14 protein-coding genes are annotated in these 14,609 nt (G+C 69.6%); 10 read left to right on the forward strand and 4 right to left on the reverse strand.

Going from position 1 to position 14,609, the window contains the following annotated elements:
- Nucleotides 1-185 precede the first annotated feature (185 nt).
- The 5 genes from AC3WQR_RS08010 to AC3WQR_RS08030 all read left to right on the forward strand — a co-directional run bounded on the left by AC3WQR_RS08010 (nucleotide 186) and on the right by AC3WQR_RS08030 (nucleotide 4,986).
- Nucleotides 186-1,925 carry an IlvD/Edd family dehydratase gene (locus AC3WQR_RS08010; RefSeq protein ID WP_095949005.1) on the forward strand — a complete coding sequence of 580 codons (1,740 nt, stop codon included), beginning with the start codon at nucleotides 186-188 and terminating at the stop codon, nucleotides 1,923-1,925.
- Between the two features lie 289 nt (nucleotides 1,926-2,214).
- On the forward strand, nucleotides 2,215-3,126 hold the full coding sequence (locus AC3WQR_RS08015) for a 2-dehydro-3-deoxygalactonokinase (RefSeq protein WP_492741677.1): 912 nt from the start codon (nucleotides 2,215-2,217) through the stop codon (nucleotides 3,124-3,126).
- The gene (locus AC3WQR_RS08020) at nucleotides 3,123-3,764 is read left to right on the forward strand and encodes a 2-dehydro-3-deoxy-6-phosphogalactonate aldolase (RefSeq protein ID WP_492741678.1); all 642 of its coding nucleotides are present in this window, start codon (nucleotides 3,123-3,125) and stop codon (nucleotides 3,762-3,764) included. Before AC3WQR_RS08015 ends, AC3WQR_RS08020 begins: the two co-directional genes overlap by 4 nt.
- Before the next feature lie 44 nt (nucleotides 3,765-3,808).
- Nucleotides 3,809-4,546 carry an aldolase gene (locus tag AC3WQR_RS08025; protein ID WP_095746253.1) on the forward strand — a complete coding sequence of 246 codons (738 nt, stop codon included), beginning with the start codon at nucleotides 3,809-3,811 and terminating at the stop codon, nucleotides 4,544-4,546.
- Between the two features lie 113 nt (nucleotides 4,547-4,659).
- On the forward strand, nucleotides 4,660-4,986 hold the full coding sequence (locus tag AC3WQR_RS08030; protein WP_095746254.1) for a hypothetical protein: 327 nt from the start codon (nucleotides 4,660-4,662) through the stop codon (nucleotides 4,984-4,986).
- Between the two features lie 6 nt (nucleotides 4,987-4,992).
- Here AC3WQR_RS08030 and AC3WQR_RS08035 read toward each other — a convergent pair whose 3' ends face one another.
- The 4 genes from AC3WQR_RS08035 to AC3WQR_RS08050 all read right to left on the reverse strand — a co-directional run bounded on the left by AC3WQR_RS08035 (nucleotide 4,993) and on the right by AC3WQR_RS08050 (nucleotide 9,061).
- A complete protein-coding gene (locus AC3WQR_RS08035; RefSeq protein ID WP_369629651.1) occupies nucleotides 4,993-5,700 on the reverse strand; it encodes an SDR family oxidoreductase in 708 nt (235 codons plus the stop codon).
- Nucleotides 5,701-5,738: 38 nt separating this feature from the next.
- Complete coding sequence (locus AC3WQR_RS08040) at nucleotides 5,739-7,163, reverse strand: MATE family efflux transporter (protein WP_492741679.1); 1,425 nt, start codon at nucleotides 7,161-7,163, stop codon at nucleotides 5,739-5,741.
- A gap of 15 nt (nucleotides 7,164-7,178) precedes the next feature.
- On the reverse strand, nucleotides 7,179-8,495 hold the full coding sequence (locus AC3WQR_RS08045) for an MFS transporter (protein WP_492741680.1): 1,317 nt from the start codon (nucleotides 8,493-8,495) through the stop codon (nucleotides 7,179-7,181).
- Between the two features lie 110 nt (nucleotides 8,496-8,605).
- The gene (locus tag AC3WQR_RS08050; RefSeq protein WP_070062480.1) at nucleotides 8,606-9,061 is read right to left on the reverse strand and encodes a MarR family winged helix-turn-helix transcriptional regulator; all 456 of its coding nucleotides are present in this window, start codon (nucleotides 9,059-9,061) and stop codon (nucleotides 8,606-8,608) included.
- 75 nt (nucleotides 9,062-9,136) lie between these two features.
- On the opposite strand from AC3WQR_RS08050, the gene AC3WQR_RS08055 reads away from it, so the two are divergent.
- From AC3WQR_RS08055 to AC3WQR_RS08075, 5 genes are all read left to right on the forward strand, one after another.
- Complete coding sequence (locus AC3WQR_RS08055; RefSeq protein WP_307696067.1) at nucleotides 9,137-9,703, forward strand: PaaI family thioesterase; 567 nt, start codon at nucleotides 9,137-9,139, stop codon at nucleotides 9,701-9,703.
- Nucleotides 9,704-9,844: 141 nt separating this feature from the next.
- Nucleotides 9,845-10,906 carry a Fe(3+) ABC transporter substrate-binding protein gene (locus tag AC3WQR_RS08060; protein ID WP_062480133.1) on the forward strand — a complete coding sequence of 354 codons (1,062 nt, stop codon included), beginning with the start codon at nucleotides 9,845-9,847 and terminating at the stop codon, nucleotides 10,904-10,906.
- Between the two features lie 35 nt (nucleotides 10,907-10,941).
- The gene (locus tag AC3WQR_RS08065; RefSeq protein ID WP_070062476.1) at nucleotides 10,942-12,627 is read left to right on the forward strand and encodes an ABC transporter permease; all 1,686 of its coding nucleotides are present in this window, start codon (nucleotides 10,942-10,944) and stop codon (nucleotides 12,625-12,627) included.
- A complete protein-coding gene (locus tag AC3WQR_RS08070) occupies nucleotides 12,624-13,307 on the forward strand; it encodes an ABC transporter ATP-binding protein (protein ID WP_492741681.1) in 684 nt (227 codons plus the stop codon). Before AC3WQR_RS08065 ends, AC3WQR_RS08070 begins: the two co-directional genes overlap by 4 nt.
- 14 nt (nucleotides 13,308-13,321) lie before the next feature.
- Complete coding sequence (locus tag AC3WQR_RS08075) at nucleotides 13,322-14,578, forward strand: hypothetical protein (protein ID WP_492741682.1); 1,257 nt, start codon at nucleotides 13,322-13,324, stop codon at nucleotides 14,576-14,578.
- Nucleotides 14,579-14,609 lie beyond the last annotated feature (31 nt).

A 14,609-nucleotide genomic window follows, 5' to 3' on the forward strand; every position in this document is an offset into this window, starting at 1 on the left:
TGTCCGGTGCCTGTTTGCCTGCCCGTATCGGGGCCGGATTCAGGCGGATCTGCCTGTGCCGGCCACTCGAAAACCCTGAATGCGCGACAGCTCGTCACGCTTATCATATGATGATTGAAACGGTCGTCCCGCAGGAAAAACCCTGAGGATTTCCGCAAAGCATCAACGACGAAGAGACACATCCCATGAGCAACGCCCCGAAGAAAAAGCCCGCCAGCGAACTGCGCAGCCAGCAGTGGTTCGGACGCCACGACCGCGACGGTTTCATCTACCGCAGCTGGATGAAGGGCAAGGGCGTGCCGCACGACCAGTTCGACGGTCGCCCGGTCATCGGCATCTGCAACACCTTCAGCGAACTCACGCCCTGCAACTCGCACTTCCGCACGCTCGCCGAGCAGGTGAAGATCGGCGTGTACGAGGCGGGCGGCTTCCCGCTCGAGTTCCCGGTGATGTCGCTGGGCGAGACGCTCCTGCGCCCCACCGCCATGCTGTACCGCAACCTCGCGAGCATGGACGTCGAAGAAAGCATCCGCGGCAACCCGCTCGATGGCGTGGTGCTGCTCATGGGCTGCGACAAGACCACGCCCGCGCTGATGATGGGCGCGGCCAGCGTCGACCTGCCGACCATCGGCGTGTCGGGCGGCCCGATGCTCTCAGGCAAATGGCGCGGCCAGGAGCTGGGCTCGGGCACCGGTGTGTGGCAGATGAGCGAGCAGGTGCGCGCCGGCACGCTCAAGCTGCAGGACTTCTTCGAGGCCGAGAGCTGCATGCACCGCAGCCACGGCCACTGCATGACGATGGGCACGGCCAGCACCATGGCCAGCATGGTCGAGTCGCTGGGCATCGGCCTGCCGGGCAACGCGGCCTACCCTGCCGTCGACGGCCGGCGCAACGTGCTCGCACGGCAAGCGGGCCGGCGCATCGTCGACATGGTGCATGAAGACCTGAACATGTCGAAGATCCTCACGCGCGAAGCGATCGAGAACGCAATCAAGGTCAACGCGGCCATCGGCGGCTCGACCAACTTCGTGATCCACCTGCTGGCCATTGCGGGGCGCATGGGCGTCGAGCTCACGCTCGACGACTTCGACCGCCTCGCCGCCGACCTGCCCTGCCTCGTGAACCTGCAGCCCTCGGGCCAGTTCCTGATGGAAGACTTCTGCTACGCGGGCGGCCTGCCCGTGGTCATCAAGGAAATCGCCGACCACCTGCACAAGGACATCCTCACCGTCACCGGCCAGAGCGTGTGGGAGAACGTGAAGGATGCCGAGAACTACAACCCGCAGGTCATCCGCACCCAGGCCGAGCCCTTCAAGGACAAGGCCGGCATCTGCGTGCTGCGCGGCAACCTCGCGCCCAACGGCGCCATTATCAAGCCCAGCGCGGCCACGCCCGAGCTGCTGGTGCACAAGGGCCGCGCGGTGGTTTTCGAAAGCGCCGACGACCTGCACAAGCGCATCGACGACGAGAACCTGGACATCGACGAGCACTGCATCATGGTGCTCAAGAACTGCGGCCCCAAGGGCTACCCCGGCATGGCCGAGGCCGGCAACATGCCGCTGCCGCCGAAGGTGCTGCGCAAGGGCATCACGGACATGGTCCGCATCAGCGACGCACGCATGAGCGGCACGGCCTACGGCACCGTCGTTCTGCACACCGCGCCCGAGGCGGCTGCGGGCGGCCCGCTGGCGTTGGTGCAGGACGGCGACATCGTCGAGCTCGACGTGCCGAACCGCAAGCTGCACCTGCACGTGAGCGACGAGGAACTGGCGAAGCGCCGCGCGAAGTGGGTCGCGCCCAAGGCCCCACTCGATTCGGGGTACTGGAAGCTGTACGTGGACACGGTGCTGCAGGCCGACCAGGGAGCGGACCTGGCCTTTCTGCGTGGTCGCCGTGGGGCTTTTGTGCCGCGAGACAATCACTGATTTGGAGAGATCCAGGGCGCGCTCCCGCCGACGGGGTACCTTGCTCCGCGAATGTCCCCCGCCCTTCGGGCTCCTCCTTGATTTCGCGGCGCAAGGCACCCCATCGACGTGAGCGGGTTCACAGCAGTCGTTGATCGGCTGCAAACGCAGAGCGTGCCCTCGTGCACAGGGCACTGGGTGCTTCCCGCAGCGAAATCAAGGGGGAGGCCGCAGGCCGGAGGACATTCGCGGAGGGAAGTACCCGGTGGCCTGGGCACGCGCCCCGAACAACCTCTCAAAGACGACAGACATGACAAGACTCATCGCCATCGACTGGGGCACAAGCTCGCTACGCGGTGCATTGCTCGACCCGAGCGGACAGGTCATCGAAGAACGCAGCGACGCCCGCGGCATCCTCACCGTGCCCGAAGGCGGCTTCCCTGCCGTGTTCGAGTCGCTGTTCGGCGACTGGATGCGCCTGGAAGACACGCGCTGCCTGATCTCCGGCATGGCCGGCAGCAAGCAGGGCTGGGTCGAAGCGCCCTACTGCCCCTGCCCCGCGGGCCGCGTCGAAGTAGGCCGCAGCATCATCGCCACAGACGCCATCCCCGGCGCGCGCATCGCCATCGTGCCCGGCCTCAGCGACGAACACGCCGGCGTGCCCGATGTGATGCGCGGCGAAGAGGTGCAGATCCTCGGCGCCATGACGATCACCGGCCTGGACGACGGCGTCTTCGTCCTGCCCGGCACCCACAACAAATGGGCCACGGTCAAGAAAGGCCGCGTCGCGGGCTTTCGCACCTACATGACGGGCGAGTTCTACGCGCTGCTGAGCCAGCACTCGATCCTGGGGCGCACGCTCGATGCGGCCGCGCCGCTCGACGAAGCCGCGTTCCTCGAAGGCGTGACGCGCTCCGAGAACGGCCACGGCCTGCTGCACAACGCCTTCGGCACGCGCACGCTCGCGCTGTTCGAGCGCATGCCCAAGGAAGAGCTCTCGAGCTACCTGTCGGGCCTGCTCATCGGCGAAGAGCTGCGCACGCAATCGGTACAGGCCGTCGGCGAGGTCGTGCTGATCGGCTCTTCCACCCTCACCCAACGCTACACCCTGGCCCTGCGCGCCACCGGCGTCGCCACGCGCACGCTCGGCGCGGAAGCCACCTGGGCCGGACTGCACACGCTGTCCGGCTTTCTCGACACCGACCGGACACCCGCCCCATGACCACGCCCCTCGATAAATTCAACGCCGCGATGCAGGCCCTGCCGCTCGTGGCCATCCTGCGCGGCCTCTCGCCCGCCGAAGCCGCCGACGTGGGCGACGCCATCGTCGAGCCCGGCTTCCGGCTGCTCGAAGTGCCGCTCAATTCGCCGCAGCCGCTGGAGAGCATCGCGCTGATGCGCCAGCGCTTTCCGAACGCGCTGGTCGGCGCGGGCACCGTGCTCGACGCGAAGCAGGTGCGCGAGGTGCATGCGGCCGGCGGCGAGCTGATCGTGTCGCCCAACTTCAACGCCGACGTCATCGCCGAGGCCGCGCGCCTGGGCATGGCCTGCCTGCCCGGCGTGATGACGCCGACCGAGGCCTTCGGCGCGCTCGCGGCCGGCGCCACGGGCCTCAAGCTGTTCCCGGCCGAACTGGCCTCGCCCGCCGTGGTCAAGGCCCTGCTCGCGGTGCTGCCGGCCGGCACGCCCGTGATGCCCGTGGGTGGCATTTCGCCGGACAACATGGGCGCGTGGCGCGCAGCCGGTGCGGCCGGTTTCGGCATCGGCTCGTCGCTCTACAAGCCCGGCAAGACCGCCGCCGCCGTGCGCGAGGACGCGCAGCGCTTCGTGGCGGCCTGGGCCGGGCTGGTCCGCGCCTGATCCGACAAGACCCATCCACCACAAGAAAGAAGGAGACCCTCGCGATGTCCGCCGATTCCGAATACGCCAGCCCCGCCGTGCGCCAGTTGCGCGAAGACCTCGCGCTCGCATTGCGCGCCGCGGCCCACCACGGGCTGTCCGAAGGTGTGTGCAACCATTTCAGCGTGTTGCTGCCGGGCGCACAGGACCGCTACCTCATCAACCCGCGCGGGCTGCACTGGAGCGAGATCGGTCCCGACGACATCGTGCTGATCGACGTGCACGGCGAAGTGCTCGCGGGCCGCCACCGCGTGGAGCCCACCGCCCTCTTCATCCACGGCGCGGTGCACCGCCTCACGGGCCACGCCGTGGTGCTGCATTGCCACATGCCCTACGCGACGGCGCTGACGCTCACGGTCGACCGCGCGCTCGACCCCACGGCCAGCCAGAACGCCATGCGCTACATGAACCGCATCGCCATCGACGCCGAGTACAACGGCCTGGCACTGGACGACGCCGAGGGCGAACGCATCGCGCGCGCCATGGCGGGCAAGGACGTGGCCTTTCTCGCGAACCACGGTGTGATCGTGGCGGGCGGCACCATCGCCCATGCCTACGACGACCTGTACTACCTGGAGCGCGCCTGCCTGCATCAGGTGATCGCGCAATCGACCGGGCGCCCGCTGGTGCCCGTCAACGCCAAGCTGGCCGCGCACGTGGCGGCGCAGATCCAGGGCGAGCGGGAACAGTCCGACCTGTTCTTCGAAGCCCTGCGACGCATGCTGCCGGCCCCGCAACGCTGAAAAAGTGTGCGCGCAGCGGCTTACAGCTCTTCATGCGATTTCGCTTCCGGCTTACAAGAACTTCACATAATGGCGCGACGATGAGGCATCGCAATCACTCCCCAGGAGTCGCCATGAAAAAGCTGACATTCGCCTTCGGTGCTGCCGCCCTGCTGTCGCTGGCCGCCCTCACCGCGCCGGCCCATGCCCAGGCCGGCGGCCCGTTCATCCAGGCCCAGGTGTACGTGACACCCGCGCCGCCGCCGCGCCATCACTACTACGCCCCGCCGCCGCCCCCGCGCCACTACCACCCGGGCTACTACGACGGTCCGCGTCGCCACGGTTACTACGACCACGGCCGCCGCGACTGGGAAGGCCGTCGCCACGGCCGCCGGGACAACGACGGCGACGGTGTGCCCAACCGCTACGACCGTCGCCCGAACAACCCCTACCGCTATTGACGCACTTCAGACCGGCGGGCTCGCATACGCGGGCCGCTCGGTCGACAGGCTCTGCTTGAGCTGGCGCGTGACCTCATCGGCCAGCACCTCGGGCAGCCCCGCTTCCACGCCCGCCAGCGCCTGGCGCGCGGCGTCATCGGGAGAGGTCTTGGGGCCGGGCAGGCGCGCCGCCATGTCGGTGTCCATGAGCGCCACGTGCAGGCTCGTGACCTGCGTGCCCTGTCCCGCCAGTTCGTTGCGCAATCCGTTGCTCAGCGACCAGGCCGCCGACTTGGTGGCGCTGTAGGTCGCCACGCCGGGGAACGTCGTCCAGGCCAGGGCCGACAGCACGTTGAGGACCGCACCGCCGCCGTTCGACGCGAGCACCGGCGCAAAGGCCTGCGTGAGCGCCCAGGGGCCGAAGAAGTTGGTCTCGAACTCGGCGCGTGCCGCGGCCACCGCATCGGCCGACCCCAGGAAGCTCGATCCGCGCGAAATTCCCGCGTTGTTGACCAGCAGCGTCACGTCGCCGCAGGCGCGCACCGCGGCCTCGATCTGCGCGGGCTGCGTCACGTCGAGCGCCACGGGCACGACGCCCGCGAGCGTGATGCTCTTGGGGTCGCGCGCGGCCCCGTAGACCTTGCGCGCACCGGCCGCGAGTGCCGCCTTGGCGAACGCCAGGCCGAGCCCCCGGTTGGCACCGGTGATGAAGACGACGGAATCCTTGATCTGCATGACGAGCCTTTCGTTAATGAAGAGATAGCGAGAGCGCTTCAGGCCTGCGCCACGCGGCGCAGCAGCCCCTGGGTCGTGCGCGGCCAGCCCACGCGGCCGAACCACGCACCGCCCGCGATGGCCGAGGCGATGACGATGCCGTACACCACCAGCGCCACGCCCTGCGCCGCGAACACGCCGGTGAGCCCGCCGCCCCAGCGCAGCGCCAGGCAGCCGCCCGTGCCCGCCACGGCGAGCCGCGCGATGTTGCCGAGCACCGGCCACAGCAGCCGGCCCGCGCCCTGCGAGGCGAAGTACAGCACCAGCCCGACGCCGAAGAAACCGTACAGCGGCCCCACCACGCGCAGGTAGTGTGCGCCGGTCTCGAGCATCACGGGGTCGTGGCCGAACAGCATCAGCCACGGACGCGGGAACAGCGCGGCGGCCAGCCCGATGACCTCGGCCATGCCGAAGGCCAGCGCCGCGCCGGCCCAGGTGGCACGCAGCGCGCGCTCGCGCAGACCCGCGCCCATGCAGGTGCCGACCATCGCGACCAGCGGCGCACCCAGGCCGAACACCAGCGGCACCAGCAGGTACTCGAGCCGCGACGCGGTGCCATAGCCGGCCAGCGCGCCCGCGCCGAAGTGGCCGGTGAGTGCGGTGGCGATGCCGATCGACAGGTTGGTCGCCACCGTCGACACCGTGCCCACCAGCCCGATGCGCAGGATGTCGCGGAACAGCGGCCAGCGCATCTGGAACGCCGCCAGCGTGGGCCGCAGCAGGCTGCGCGGCGAGCGCAGGTAGGCGATGAGCGCGAGCGAGCCCAGCAGGTAATACAGCAGAAGTGCCAGCGCCCCGCCCGCGATGCCCATGCCGCCCCACGGCCCGATGCCGAAGATCAACAGCGGCGACGCCGGAATGAGGAACACCACGCCCACCACCGTCACGTTGGCCGGCACCGCCATGTTGCCGGTGCCGCGGATGATGGCGGACAGCGAGTTGAACAGCCACACCAGCACCGCGCCCGCGAACACCCAGTTCGAGTACGTGAGCGCGGCTTCCAGCGCGGCGCCGGTGCCGCCCATCACGCCGTAGAGCCAGCGCCCGCCCAGCAGCAGCGCGAGCGTGAAGCACAGGCCGAAGCCGATCGCGATGACCACCGCGTGCCACACCAGCGCGTCGGCGTCGCCCCGGCGGCGCGCGCCCAGCGCACGCGCGATCGACGAGGCGATGCCGCCGCCCATCGCGCCGCTGGAAGTCATCTGCATCAGCATGACGATGGGGAACACCAGCGCCATGCCAGCCAGCGCGTCGGTGCCGAGCTTGCCGACGAAGTAGGTCTCGATGAGCCCGACGGAGGCCTGCGCCAGCATCACGAGCACATTGGGCGCGGCCAGCCGCAGCAGCGTGGGGATGATGGGCGCCTCGAGCAGGCGGCGCGTGCGCGGGTCGAGGTCGCCGTTCGCTTGTTGGGGGGTGGTCATGCGGGTCTCCGACGGTCAGGCGCGCGCGGCGGCGTTGGTGGTGGCCGCGGCCGGTGCAGCGGCGGTCTTGGCGGGACGGCGGATCGCCATCACGATCAGCGCCGCGAACAGGCAGGCCGCGCCGGCCGTGTACAGCGCCGGCGTGTAGGTCAGCAGCAGCGTGCGCGCAAAGCCCGCGCCGTAGGCCGCGGTGGCTGCGCCCAGCTGGTGGGCCGCGAAGATCCAGCCGAACACCAGCCCGACCTTCGCGGGACCGAAGGCGGCGCCTGCGAGCTTGACGGTCGGCGGCACGGTGGCGATCCAGTCGAGGCCGTAGAACATCGCGAACAGGCCCAGGCCATAGATCGTGAACTCCGAATGCGGCAGCCAGAACAGCGACAGCCCGCGCAGGCCGTAGTACCAGAAGAGCAGCTTGCGGTTGTCGTAGCGGTCGGACAGCCAGCCCGACAGGATGGTGCCGACGAAGTCGAAGGCGCCCATCATCGCGAGCACCGAGGCGGCGGGCACGGCGCTCATGCCGTAGTCGCCGCACAGCGAGATGAAGTGCGTCTGCACCAGGCCGTTGGTGCTCAGGCCGCAGATGAAGAAGGTGCCGGCCAGGATCAGGAAGGTGCGGTTGGTCGCCACCTCGCGCAGCACGCGAAACGGCGTGGCGAAGTTCATCGTGAAGGCGGGTGCCGGCGCCGGCTGCGTGCCGGGCGCTTCACCGTAGGGCAGCAGGCCGATGTCCGACGGCCGGTTGCGCACCAGGCACAGCGCGAGCAGCCCGATCACCACGCTGCCGACCACGATCGGCACGATGGCCGAGCGCCAGCCCCAGTGCTCGATCATCCAGGCCGCCAGCGGCAGGAAGGCCAGCTGGCCGGTGGCCGCGCTGGCCGTGAGCATGCCCACGACCAGGCCGCGCCGCGCGACGAACCAGCGGTTGGCCACCACGGCGCCCAGCACCAGCGCCGTCATGCCGGTGCCCAGGCCGAGCATCAGGCTCCACAGCACGAAGAGTTGCCACAGCTGCGAGGCCGTGGTGACCAGCGCCATGCCCAGGCCGACCAGCGTGAGGCCGGCGCACATCACCGCGCGCAGGCCGTAGCGCTCCATCAGCACCGCGGCAAACGGGCCCATGAGGCCGAACAGCGCAAAGCGCAGCGCGAGCGCGGACGAGATCTGCTCGGTGCTCCAGCCGAACTCCTCGCCGAGCGGCTTCATCATCGCGCCCGGCAGGCCGAGCGCGGCCGACATGGTGAGCATGGTCAGGAAGGTGACGGCGGCGACGATCCAGCCGTAGTGGATGCCGCGGCGCTGCAGCCATGCGGAGACGTGGGTGGCGAACATGGGACCTCTGGAACTGTTGGAATGGGTCGGGGGAGAAACGAAGAGACAGGGAATCCGGCCGCGCGGCTTCGTAGACGCGGAACGTGTTCGTTGTGGGAGGGTGGGAAGCGTCAGTCCTGCACGTCGACCGGCTCGCCCGTGCCCAGCAGCGCGAGCGATTCGTCGATGAGCGCATGCAGCGCCAGCACGCGCTCCACGCCCAGCAGCGCATTGAGCTTGAGCTGCGCCGTCTTCCAGTGCTGCTGCGCTTCGCGCCACTTGGCGTCGCCGGCGTCGGTGAGCGACACCAGCCGGCTGCGCGCATCGGCGCCCGCCACTTGCGCCACCCAGCCCGCGGTGATCAGCGGCTGCAGGTTGCGGCTCAGCGTGGACGCGGTCATCTTCAGTTCGCCCGCCAGGTCGACCGGGCGCATCGGGCCCAGGCGCTTGAGGTGCGACAGCAGCGAGTACTGCGTGGTCTTGAGGCCGCTGCGCGACACCTCGGCGTCGTAGTGCTGCGTCAGGCGACGCATCAGCTGGCGCGTCTTGAAGCTGGTGCAGCCGCGGGGTTGGGTGGGTGTGTCCATGGGGTATTATTGTATGTGCAACTATTGCATATGCAATCAACACCACCCCGCAAAGCCCCCAGCAGGAACACAGGCATGACGCAGCAAGCTTTCACCGACACCCCTTCCCATCTGCTCGACGCATGGATCGCCGAAGAACGGCAGATCGCCGAGCGCCTCGAGAACGGCCCCGGCCCCGGGCTCGCGCGCCCCGAGCAGGTCGCCGGCAAGACCGGCCTGGAGGTCATGCAGGCCATGCTCAACGGCGAGATTCCCTACGCCGCCATCGCCAAGACGCTGGACTTCACCATCGTCTCGGTCAGCAAGGGCGTCGCCATCTTCCAGGGCACGCCGCTGCCGCAGCACCTGAACCCGCTGGGCACCATCCACGGCGGCTGGGTCGCCACGATGCTCGACTCGGCGCTGGGCTGCTCGGTCCACACCATGATGCCGCCCGGTCGCGCGTACACGACGGCCGAACTCAGCGTGAACTACGTCAAGGGCCTCACGCCGAAGGTGCAGCGCGTGCGCGCCGAGGGCAAGGTGATCCACTGCGGCAAGCAGCTCGCGACCGCCGAGGCGCGGCTGGTCGGGGCGGACGGCACGCTGTATGCGCATGCGACGACGACGTGCCTGGTGTTCGAGGTGCCGGCGGGGCGGTGAGGCGTTTCAAGTAGGCCCTCAAGCTGTAAGCCAAAAGGAAAACCCGCTCCTCCCTGTCAGTGATAATTGTTCGCATCAGCGACGCACCCGCCGTCGCCGATGCATTTTCTAGAACACCTCACCGCACCTGGAGGATCCTTCATGACCGACCGTTCCGGCCCCCAGGGCCGCGTGGCGCACGCCCTCCTCGGCGTTTCTGCCGCCTGGCTCGCCCTCACCGCCCTGCCCGCGCACGCCGCCAATGACGAGCTCACGCTCTACACGACGCGCGAGCCGGCGCTGATCCAGCCGCTGATCTCGGCGTTCAGCGCGCAGAGCAAGATCAAGGTCAACACGGTGTTCGTGAAGGACGGCCTGCTGGAACGCGTGAAGGCCGAAGGCGCGCGCTCGCCGGCCGACGTGCTGATGACGGTGGACATCGGCAACCTCGTCGACCTCGTCGAGGGCGGCGTGACGCAGCCGGTGAAGTCGGCCGCGCTCGAGTCGGCCATTCCGGCCAACCTGCGCGGCGCCGACGGCCAGTGGTTCGCGCTCTCGCTGCGCGCGCGCGTGCTGTACGCCGACAAGAACCAGCCGCTGACCAGCTTCCGCTACGAAGACCTGGCCAACCCGAAGTACAAGGGCAAGGTCTGCATCCGCGCCGGCCAGCACCCCTACAACACGGCCCTGGTGGCCGCGATGATCGCGCACGACGGCGAAGCCAAGACCGAGCAGTGGCTGCGCGGCGTCAAGGGCAACCTGGCGCGCAAGGCCACCGGCGGCGACCGCGATGTGGCGCGCGACATCCTCGGCGGCATCTGCGACATCGGCGTGGCCAACTCGTACTACGTGGGCCAGATGAAGAGCGCCAAGGAAGGCACCGACGCGCGCAAGTGGGGCGACGCCATCAAGGTGATCCGCCCGACCTTCGCCAGCGCCAAGAGCGGCGGTACGCACGTGAACATCAGCGGCGCAGCCGTGGCCAAGAACGCGCCGCAGCGCGCCAACGCGGTCAAGCTGCTCGAGTTCCTGGTGTCGGAACCGGCCCAGGCGCTGTACGCCGACGCCAACTACGAGTACCCGGTGCGCAAGGGCGTGGCCCTCGACCCGATCATCGGCCAGTCCATCGGCGAGCTGAAGGTCGACCCGCTGCCGCTGACCGAGATTGCCAAGTACCGCAAGCAGGCCAGCGCCCTCGTCGACAAGGTCGGCTTCGACCAGTGACCTTGCATGGCCGGGCACACCTTGCCGGCAACTGAATGCTGATTTCGCGGCGCCAGCCGCCGGGCCTGCGCGCCGCGGGCCCGGCATGGCGCTGCGCGTCGTTCCTGATCGCACTCGGCGTGCTCGCGCCGGTGCTCACGCTGGCCTGGCTCGCGTTCGGCTCGGGCGTCGGCCACTGGGGGCCGCTGTTCGCGCACGTGCTGCCGCAGGCGGCGCTCAACACGGCGCTGCTGCTCGCGGGCGTCGGCACCCTCGTCCTCGTGATCGGCACCGGCTGTGCCTGGCTGGTCACGGCGCATGATTTCCCCGGCCGCGGCGTGCTCAACTGGGCACTGCTGCTGCCGCTGGCGATGCCGACCTACATCGTCGCCTTCGCCTACCTCGACCTGTTGCACCCCATCGGCCCCGTGCAGGGCGCGATCCGCTGGATGCTGGGCTTCGACAGTCCGCGCCAGTTCCGCCTGCCCGACCTGCGCTCGATGCCGGGCGCGATCTTCGTGCTGGGCTTCGTGCTCTACCCGTACGTCTACATGACGGCGCGCGCGATGTTCATGACCCAGCCGGCGCACCTGCTGGAAGCGGCGCGCACGCTGGGCGAGAACCGGCGCGGCGCGTTCTTTCGCGTGGCACTGCCGCTGGCGCGGCCGGCGCTGGCCGTCGGCCTGAGCCTGGCGCTGCTCGAGACGCTCAACGACATCGGCGCCTCCGAATTCCTCGGCGTGAACACGCTCACGGTGGCGGTCTACACCACCTGGATCACGCGCTCCGACCTGGCCGGCGCCGCGCAGATCGCCTGCGCGATGCTGTTCGTGGTGGTGGCGCTGGTCTGGCTCGAACGCAACGGCCGCCAGCACCAGCGCTTCGGCTCCGCGCAGCGCATGCGCGCGGTGCAGCCCCGGCGCCTGCACGGCGGCGCGGCCTGGGCCGCGACCGCGACGGCGGCGCTGCCGGTGCTGATCGGTTTCGTCGCGCCCGCGCTGTACCTGGTCTGGGAAAGCGGCAAGCGGCTGCACCAGGGCGGCGGCATTTCGCAGGGCCTCGTGGCCAGCCTGGGCAACACGCTGGCGCTGGCGGCCGGCGTGACGGTGGTGGCCGTGGCGGCGGGGCTGGTCGTGGCCTGGGCCTCGCGCAGCCAGGGCACGAGCCTCAACCGCGCCCGCTGGCAGGCGCGCGTGGCCACGCTGGGCTACGCGGTGCCGGGCACCGTGCTCGCCATCGGCCTGCTGACGCCGGCGCTGGCCTTCGACGCGGCGCTGGCCGGCGCGATGGGCTGGCAAGGCCTGCCGCTGATGGGCGCGGGCATCGTGCTGGTCATGGCCTGCGCGATCCGCTTTCTTGCGATGCCCGTGGGTGGCATCGAGGCCGGGCTGGCGCGCATTCCGCCGGCCATCGAGCAGGCCTCGCGCCTGCTCGGCGAAACCACCGGCGGCACGCTGCGCCGCGTGCACCTTCCGCTGCTGCAGCCCGCCATCGCGGCGGGCGCGCTGCTGGTCTTCGTCGACGCCATGAAGGAACTGCCGGCCACGCTGCTGCTGCGCCCGGCCAACTTCGACACCCTCGCCACCTGGCTGTATGCCGAGGCCGCGCGCGGCACCTACGAGGAAGGCGCGATCGCCGCGCTGGCCATCGTGGTCGCCGGCCTGCTGCCGGTGGTGCTGCTGGCGCGCAACCAGCTCGGCACGACACCGGCGGTGACGCCTCCCGACACGGACCCCGCATGAGTTCCCCGCTTCATCTCGACTCGCTCCAACTCGCGTACGACACGCCGCGCGGCCCGCACACGGTGGTCGACGGCTTTTCGCTGGACCTAGCCGCGGGCGAGATCGCCTGCCTGTTCGGCCCCTCGGGCTGCGGCAAGACCACGGTGCTGCGCGCCATCGCCGGCTTCGAGCCCGTGCGCGCCGGCACCATCCGCCTCGGCGACACGCTGCTGTCGTCGCCCCAGAAGCACCTGCCGCCCGAGCAGCGGCGCGTGGGCATGATGTTCCAGGAGTACGCGCTGTTCCCGCACCTGTCGGCCGCCAGGAACGTCGCCTTCGGCCTGCGCCGCCTGGGCCGCGCAGCGCAGCAGGCGCGCGTGGCCGAGATGCTCGCGCTGGTCGGCCTGGCCGAGGCCGGCGAGCGCTACCCGCACGAACTGTCGGGCGGCCAGCAGCAACGCATCGCACTGGCCCGCGCGCTGGCGCCATCGCCCGCCTTGCTGCTGCTGGACGAACCGTTTTCCAACCTCGACGGCGGCACGCGCGAACGCCTGACCGCCGAGGTGCGCGACATCCTGAAGAAGGCCGGCCAGACCGCGATCCTGGTCACGCACAACGAGGCCGAAGCGCATGCGATGGCCGACCGCATCGGGGTGATGCACAACGGGCGGATCACGCACTGGCTCGAGACGGCCTCGTAACGGAAGGCCCCACGATGCGCAACGCGACCCGACTCTTCCTCGCGTGGGCGACGTTGCTCGGGTCGGCGATGCCGGCCCTGGCAGAAGTCCGTACGGTCTACCAAGGCACCCTCGGCACCAGCGAGGTCGTGCTCGAAATGAATGCTTCTGGCGGTGGGCGGTATTTCTATCGCCGCCACGGTGTCGACATTCCACTCTCCGGGCCGGTGACGAAGCTCGTGGAAGCCCTCCCGATCCAGGGCGAGGCGATGTACCGGGCGGCACAAGGCGGCAACGCGCCGTTGTTCGAAGACGCGCAGACCCGACAGCCGGGTCCGACATGGCGCGGCCAGGTGATCGACGGCACCTTTGCCGGAAGCTGGAGCGATGGCCCTGGCAAGAAGAACGTCGCGTTCGAGCTCCGGCAGGTTCGCCAGTACGACCCGGACAAGAGTCCCGACGCCACCGAACCGGTGACGCGCGCCATCCCGCCAGGCAACACCACCGGCGCGGCTTCGGACGCGCCGATCTCCATCGAGACGGCGCCCTACGACCACCTGAAGCTGCAGACATCGCTCAAGCAAGGCGTGGAGCACGTCAGCGGAGCGGTGGCATGGCGCATGGTCATCGATCCGCGCACGCGCTTTTCCTATCCGCGGCTCACGCGACACCCGAATGCGCGCGTGGTCGAGAAGGTCAACGCCATCCTCGCGCGCAGGCACGGACAGATCAGCCTCGCCGCGCTCGAATGCAAGGCCACCCTTTACACCGCGACGCACCCGGCGGCCGGCTCGCTGGGGGACTACGACGCGGAATCGGTGCGCGTCACCTTTCTCAGCCCGACGCTGATGAGCGTCGTCGAATCGGGAAGCACCGACTGCGGCGGCGCCCATCCCCACAACCACCACGCGCCCTACACACTCGACCTGCTCCGTGGCGAGTACCTCGACTTCGAACGCCTGTTCCGCGCGTTCACCAGGACGCCGGACGGGTTCGTGCCGAGCAAGACGCTCATGGCGCTGATCGGGAAGAAGCTGAAGGCAGAGGGACGTGGGCCCGAATCCGCAGCCGCCGCAGACCCGCAGCACTACACGGGTTGCGACGAGGTGTGGCCCGAGTACCTGGCATTGCATTTCGAGCGCACCCGCGGGCGCGATGCGTTGGCCGTCGCGGTCAGCGGCGTGCCGCACGCGCTCGGCGCCTGCCTCGGCACCACGGTGGCGCTGCCGTTCACCGAACTCAAGCCCCTTCCCAAGCCTGCGGCCGGCGCGTACCTTTTTCCCAAGCCGTAGCTACCGGGCGGCGCCCGAATGGGCTTTTCCG

Source organism: Variovorax sp. FW305-3-2-15-B-LB1, assembly GCF_058787635.1.

Coding starts and splice junctions, on each gene's coding strand:
- AC3WQR_RS08015 (WP_492741677.1), top strand. CDS start 2,215: ATGACAAGACTCATCGCCATCGACTGGGGCACAAGCTCGCTACGCGGT.
- AC3WQR_RS08050 (WP_070062480.1), bottom strand. CDS start 9,061: ATGGACACACCCACCCAACCCCGCGGCTGCACCAGCTTCAAGACGCGC.
- AC3WQR_RS08060 (WP_062480133.1), top strand. CDS start 9,845: ATGACCGACCGTTCCGGCCCCCAGGGCCGCGTGGCGCACGCCCTCCTC.
- AC3WQR_RS08040 (WP_492741679.1), bottom strand. CDS start 7,163: ATGACCACCCCCCAACAAGCGAACGGCGACCTCGACCCGCGCACGCGC.
- AC3WQR_RS08070 (WP_492741681.1), top strand. CDS start 12,624: ATGAGTTCCCCGCTTCATCTCGACTCGCTCCAACTCGCGTACGACACG.
- AC3WQR_RS08035 (WP_369629651.1), bottom strand. CDS start 5,700: ATGCAGATCAAGGATTCCGTCGTCTTCATCACCGGTGCCAACCGGGGG.
- AC3WQR_RS08010 (WP_095949005.1), top strand. CDS start 186: ATGAGCAACGCCCCGAAGAAAAAGCCCGCCAGCGAACTGCGCAGCCAG.
- AC3WQR_RS08075 (WP_492741682.1), top strand. CDS start 13,322: ATGCGCAACGCGACCCGACTCTTCCTCGCGTGGGCGACGTTGCTCGGG.
- AC3WQR_RS08045 (WP_492741680.1), bottom strand. CDS start 8,495: ATGTTCGCCACCCACGTCTCCGCATGGCTGCAGCGCCGCGGCATCCAC.
- AC3WQR_RS08025 (WP_095746253.1), top strand. CDS start 3,809: ATGTCCGCCGATTCCGAATACGCCAGCCCCGCCGTGCGCCAGTTGCGC.
- AC3WQR_RS08030 (WP_095746254.1), top strand. CDS start 4,660: ATGAAAAAGCTGACATTCGCCTTCGGTGCTGCCGCCCTGCTGTCGCTG.
- AC3WQR_RS08055 (WP_307696067.1), top strand. CDS start 9,137: ATGACGCAGCAAGCTTTCACCGACACCCCTTCCCATCTGCTCGACGCA.
- AC3WQR_RS08020 (WP_492741678.1), top strand. CDS start 3,123: ATGACCACGCCCCTCGATAAATTCAACGCCGCGATGCAGGCCCTGCCG.
- AC3WQR_RS08065 (WP_070062476.1), top strand. CDS start 10,942: ATGCTGATTTCGCGGCGCCAGCCGCCGGGCCTGCGCGCCGCGGGCCCG.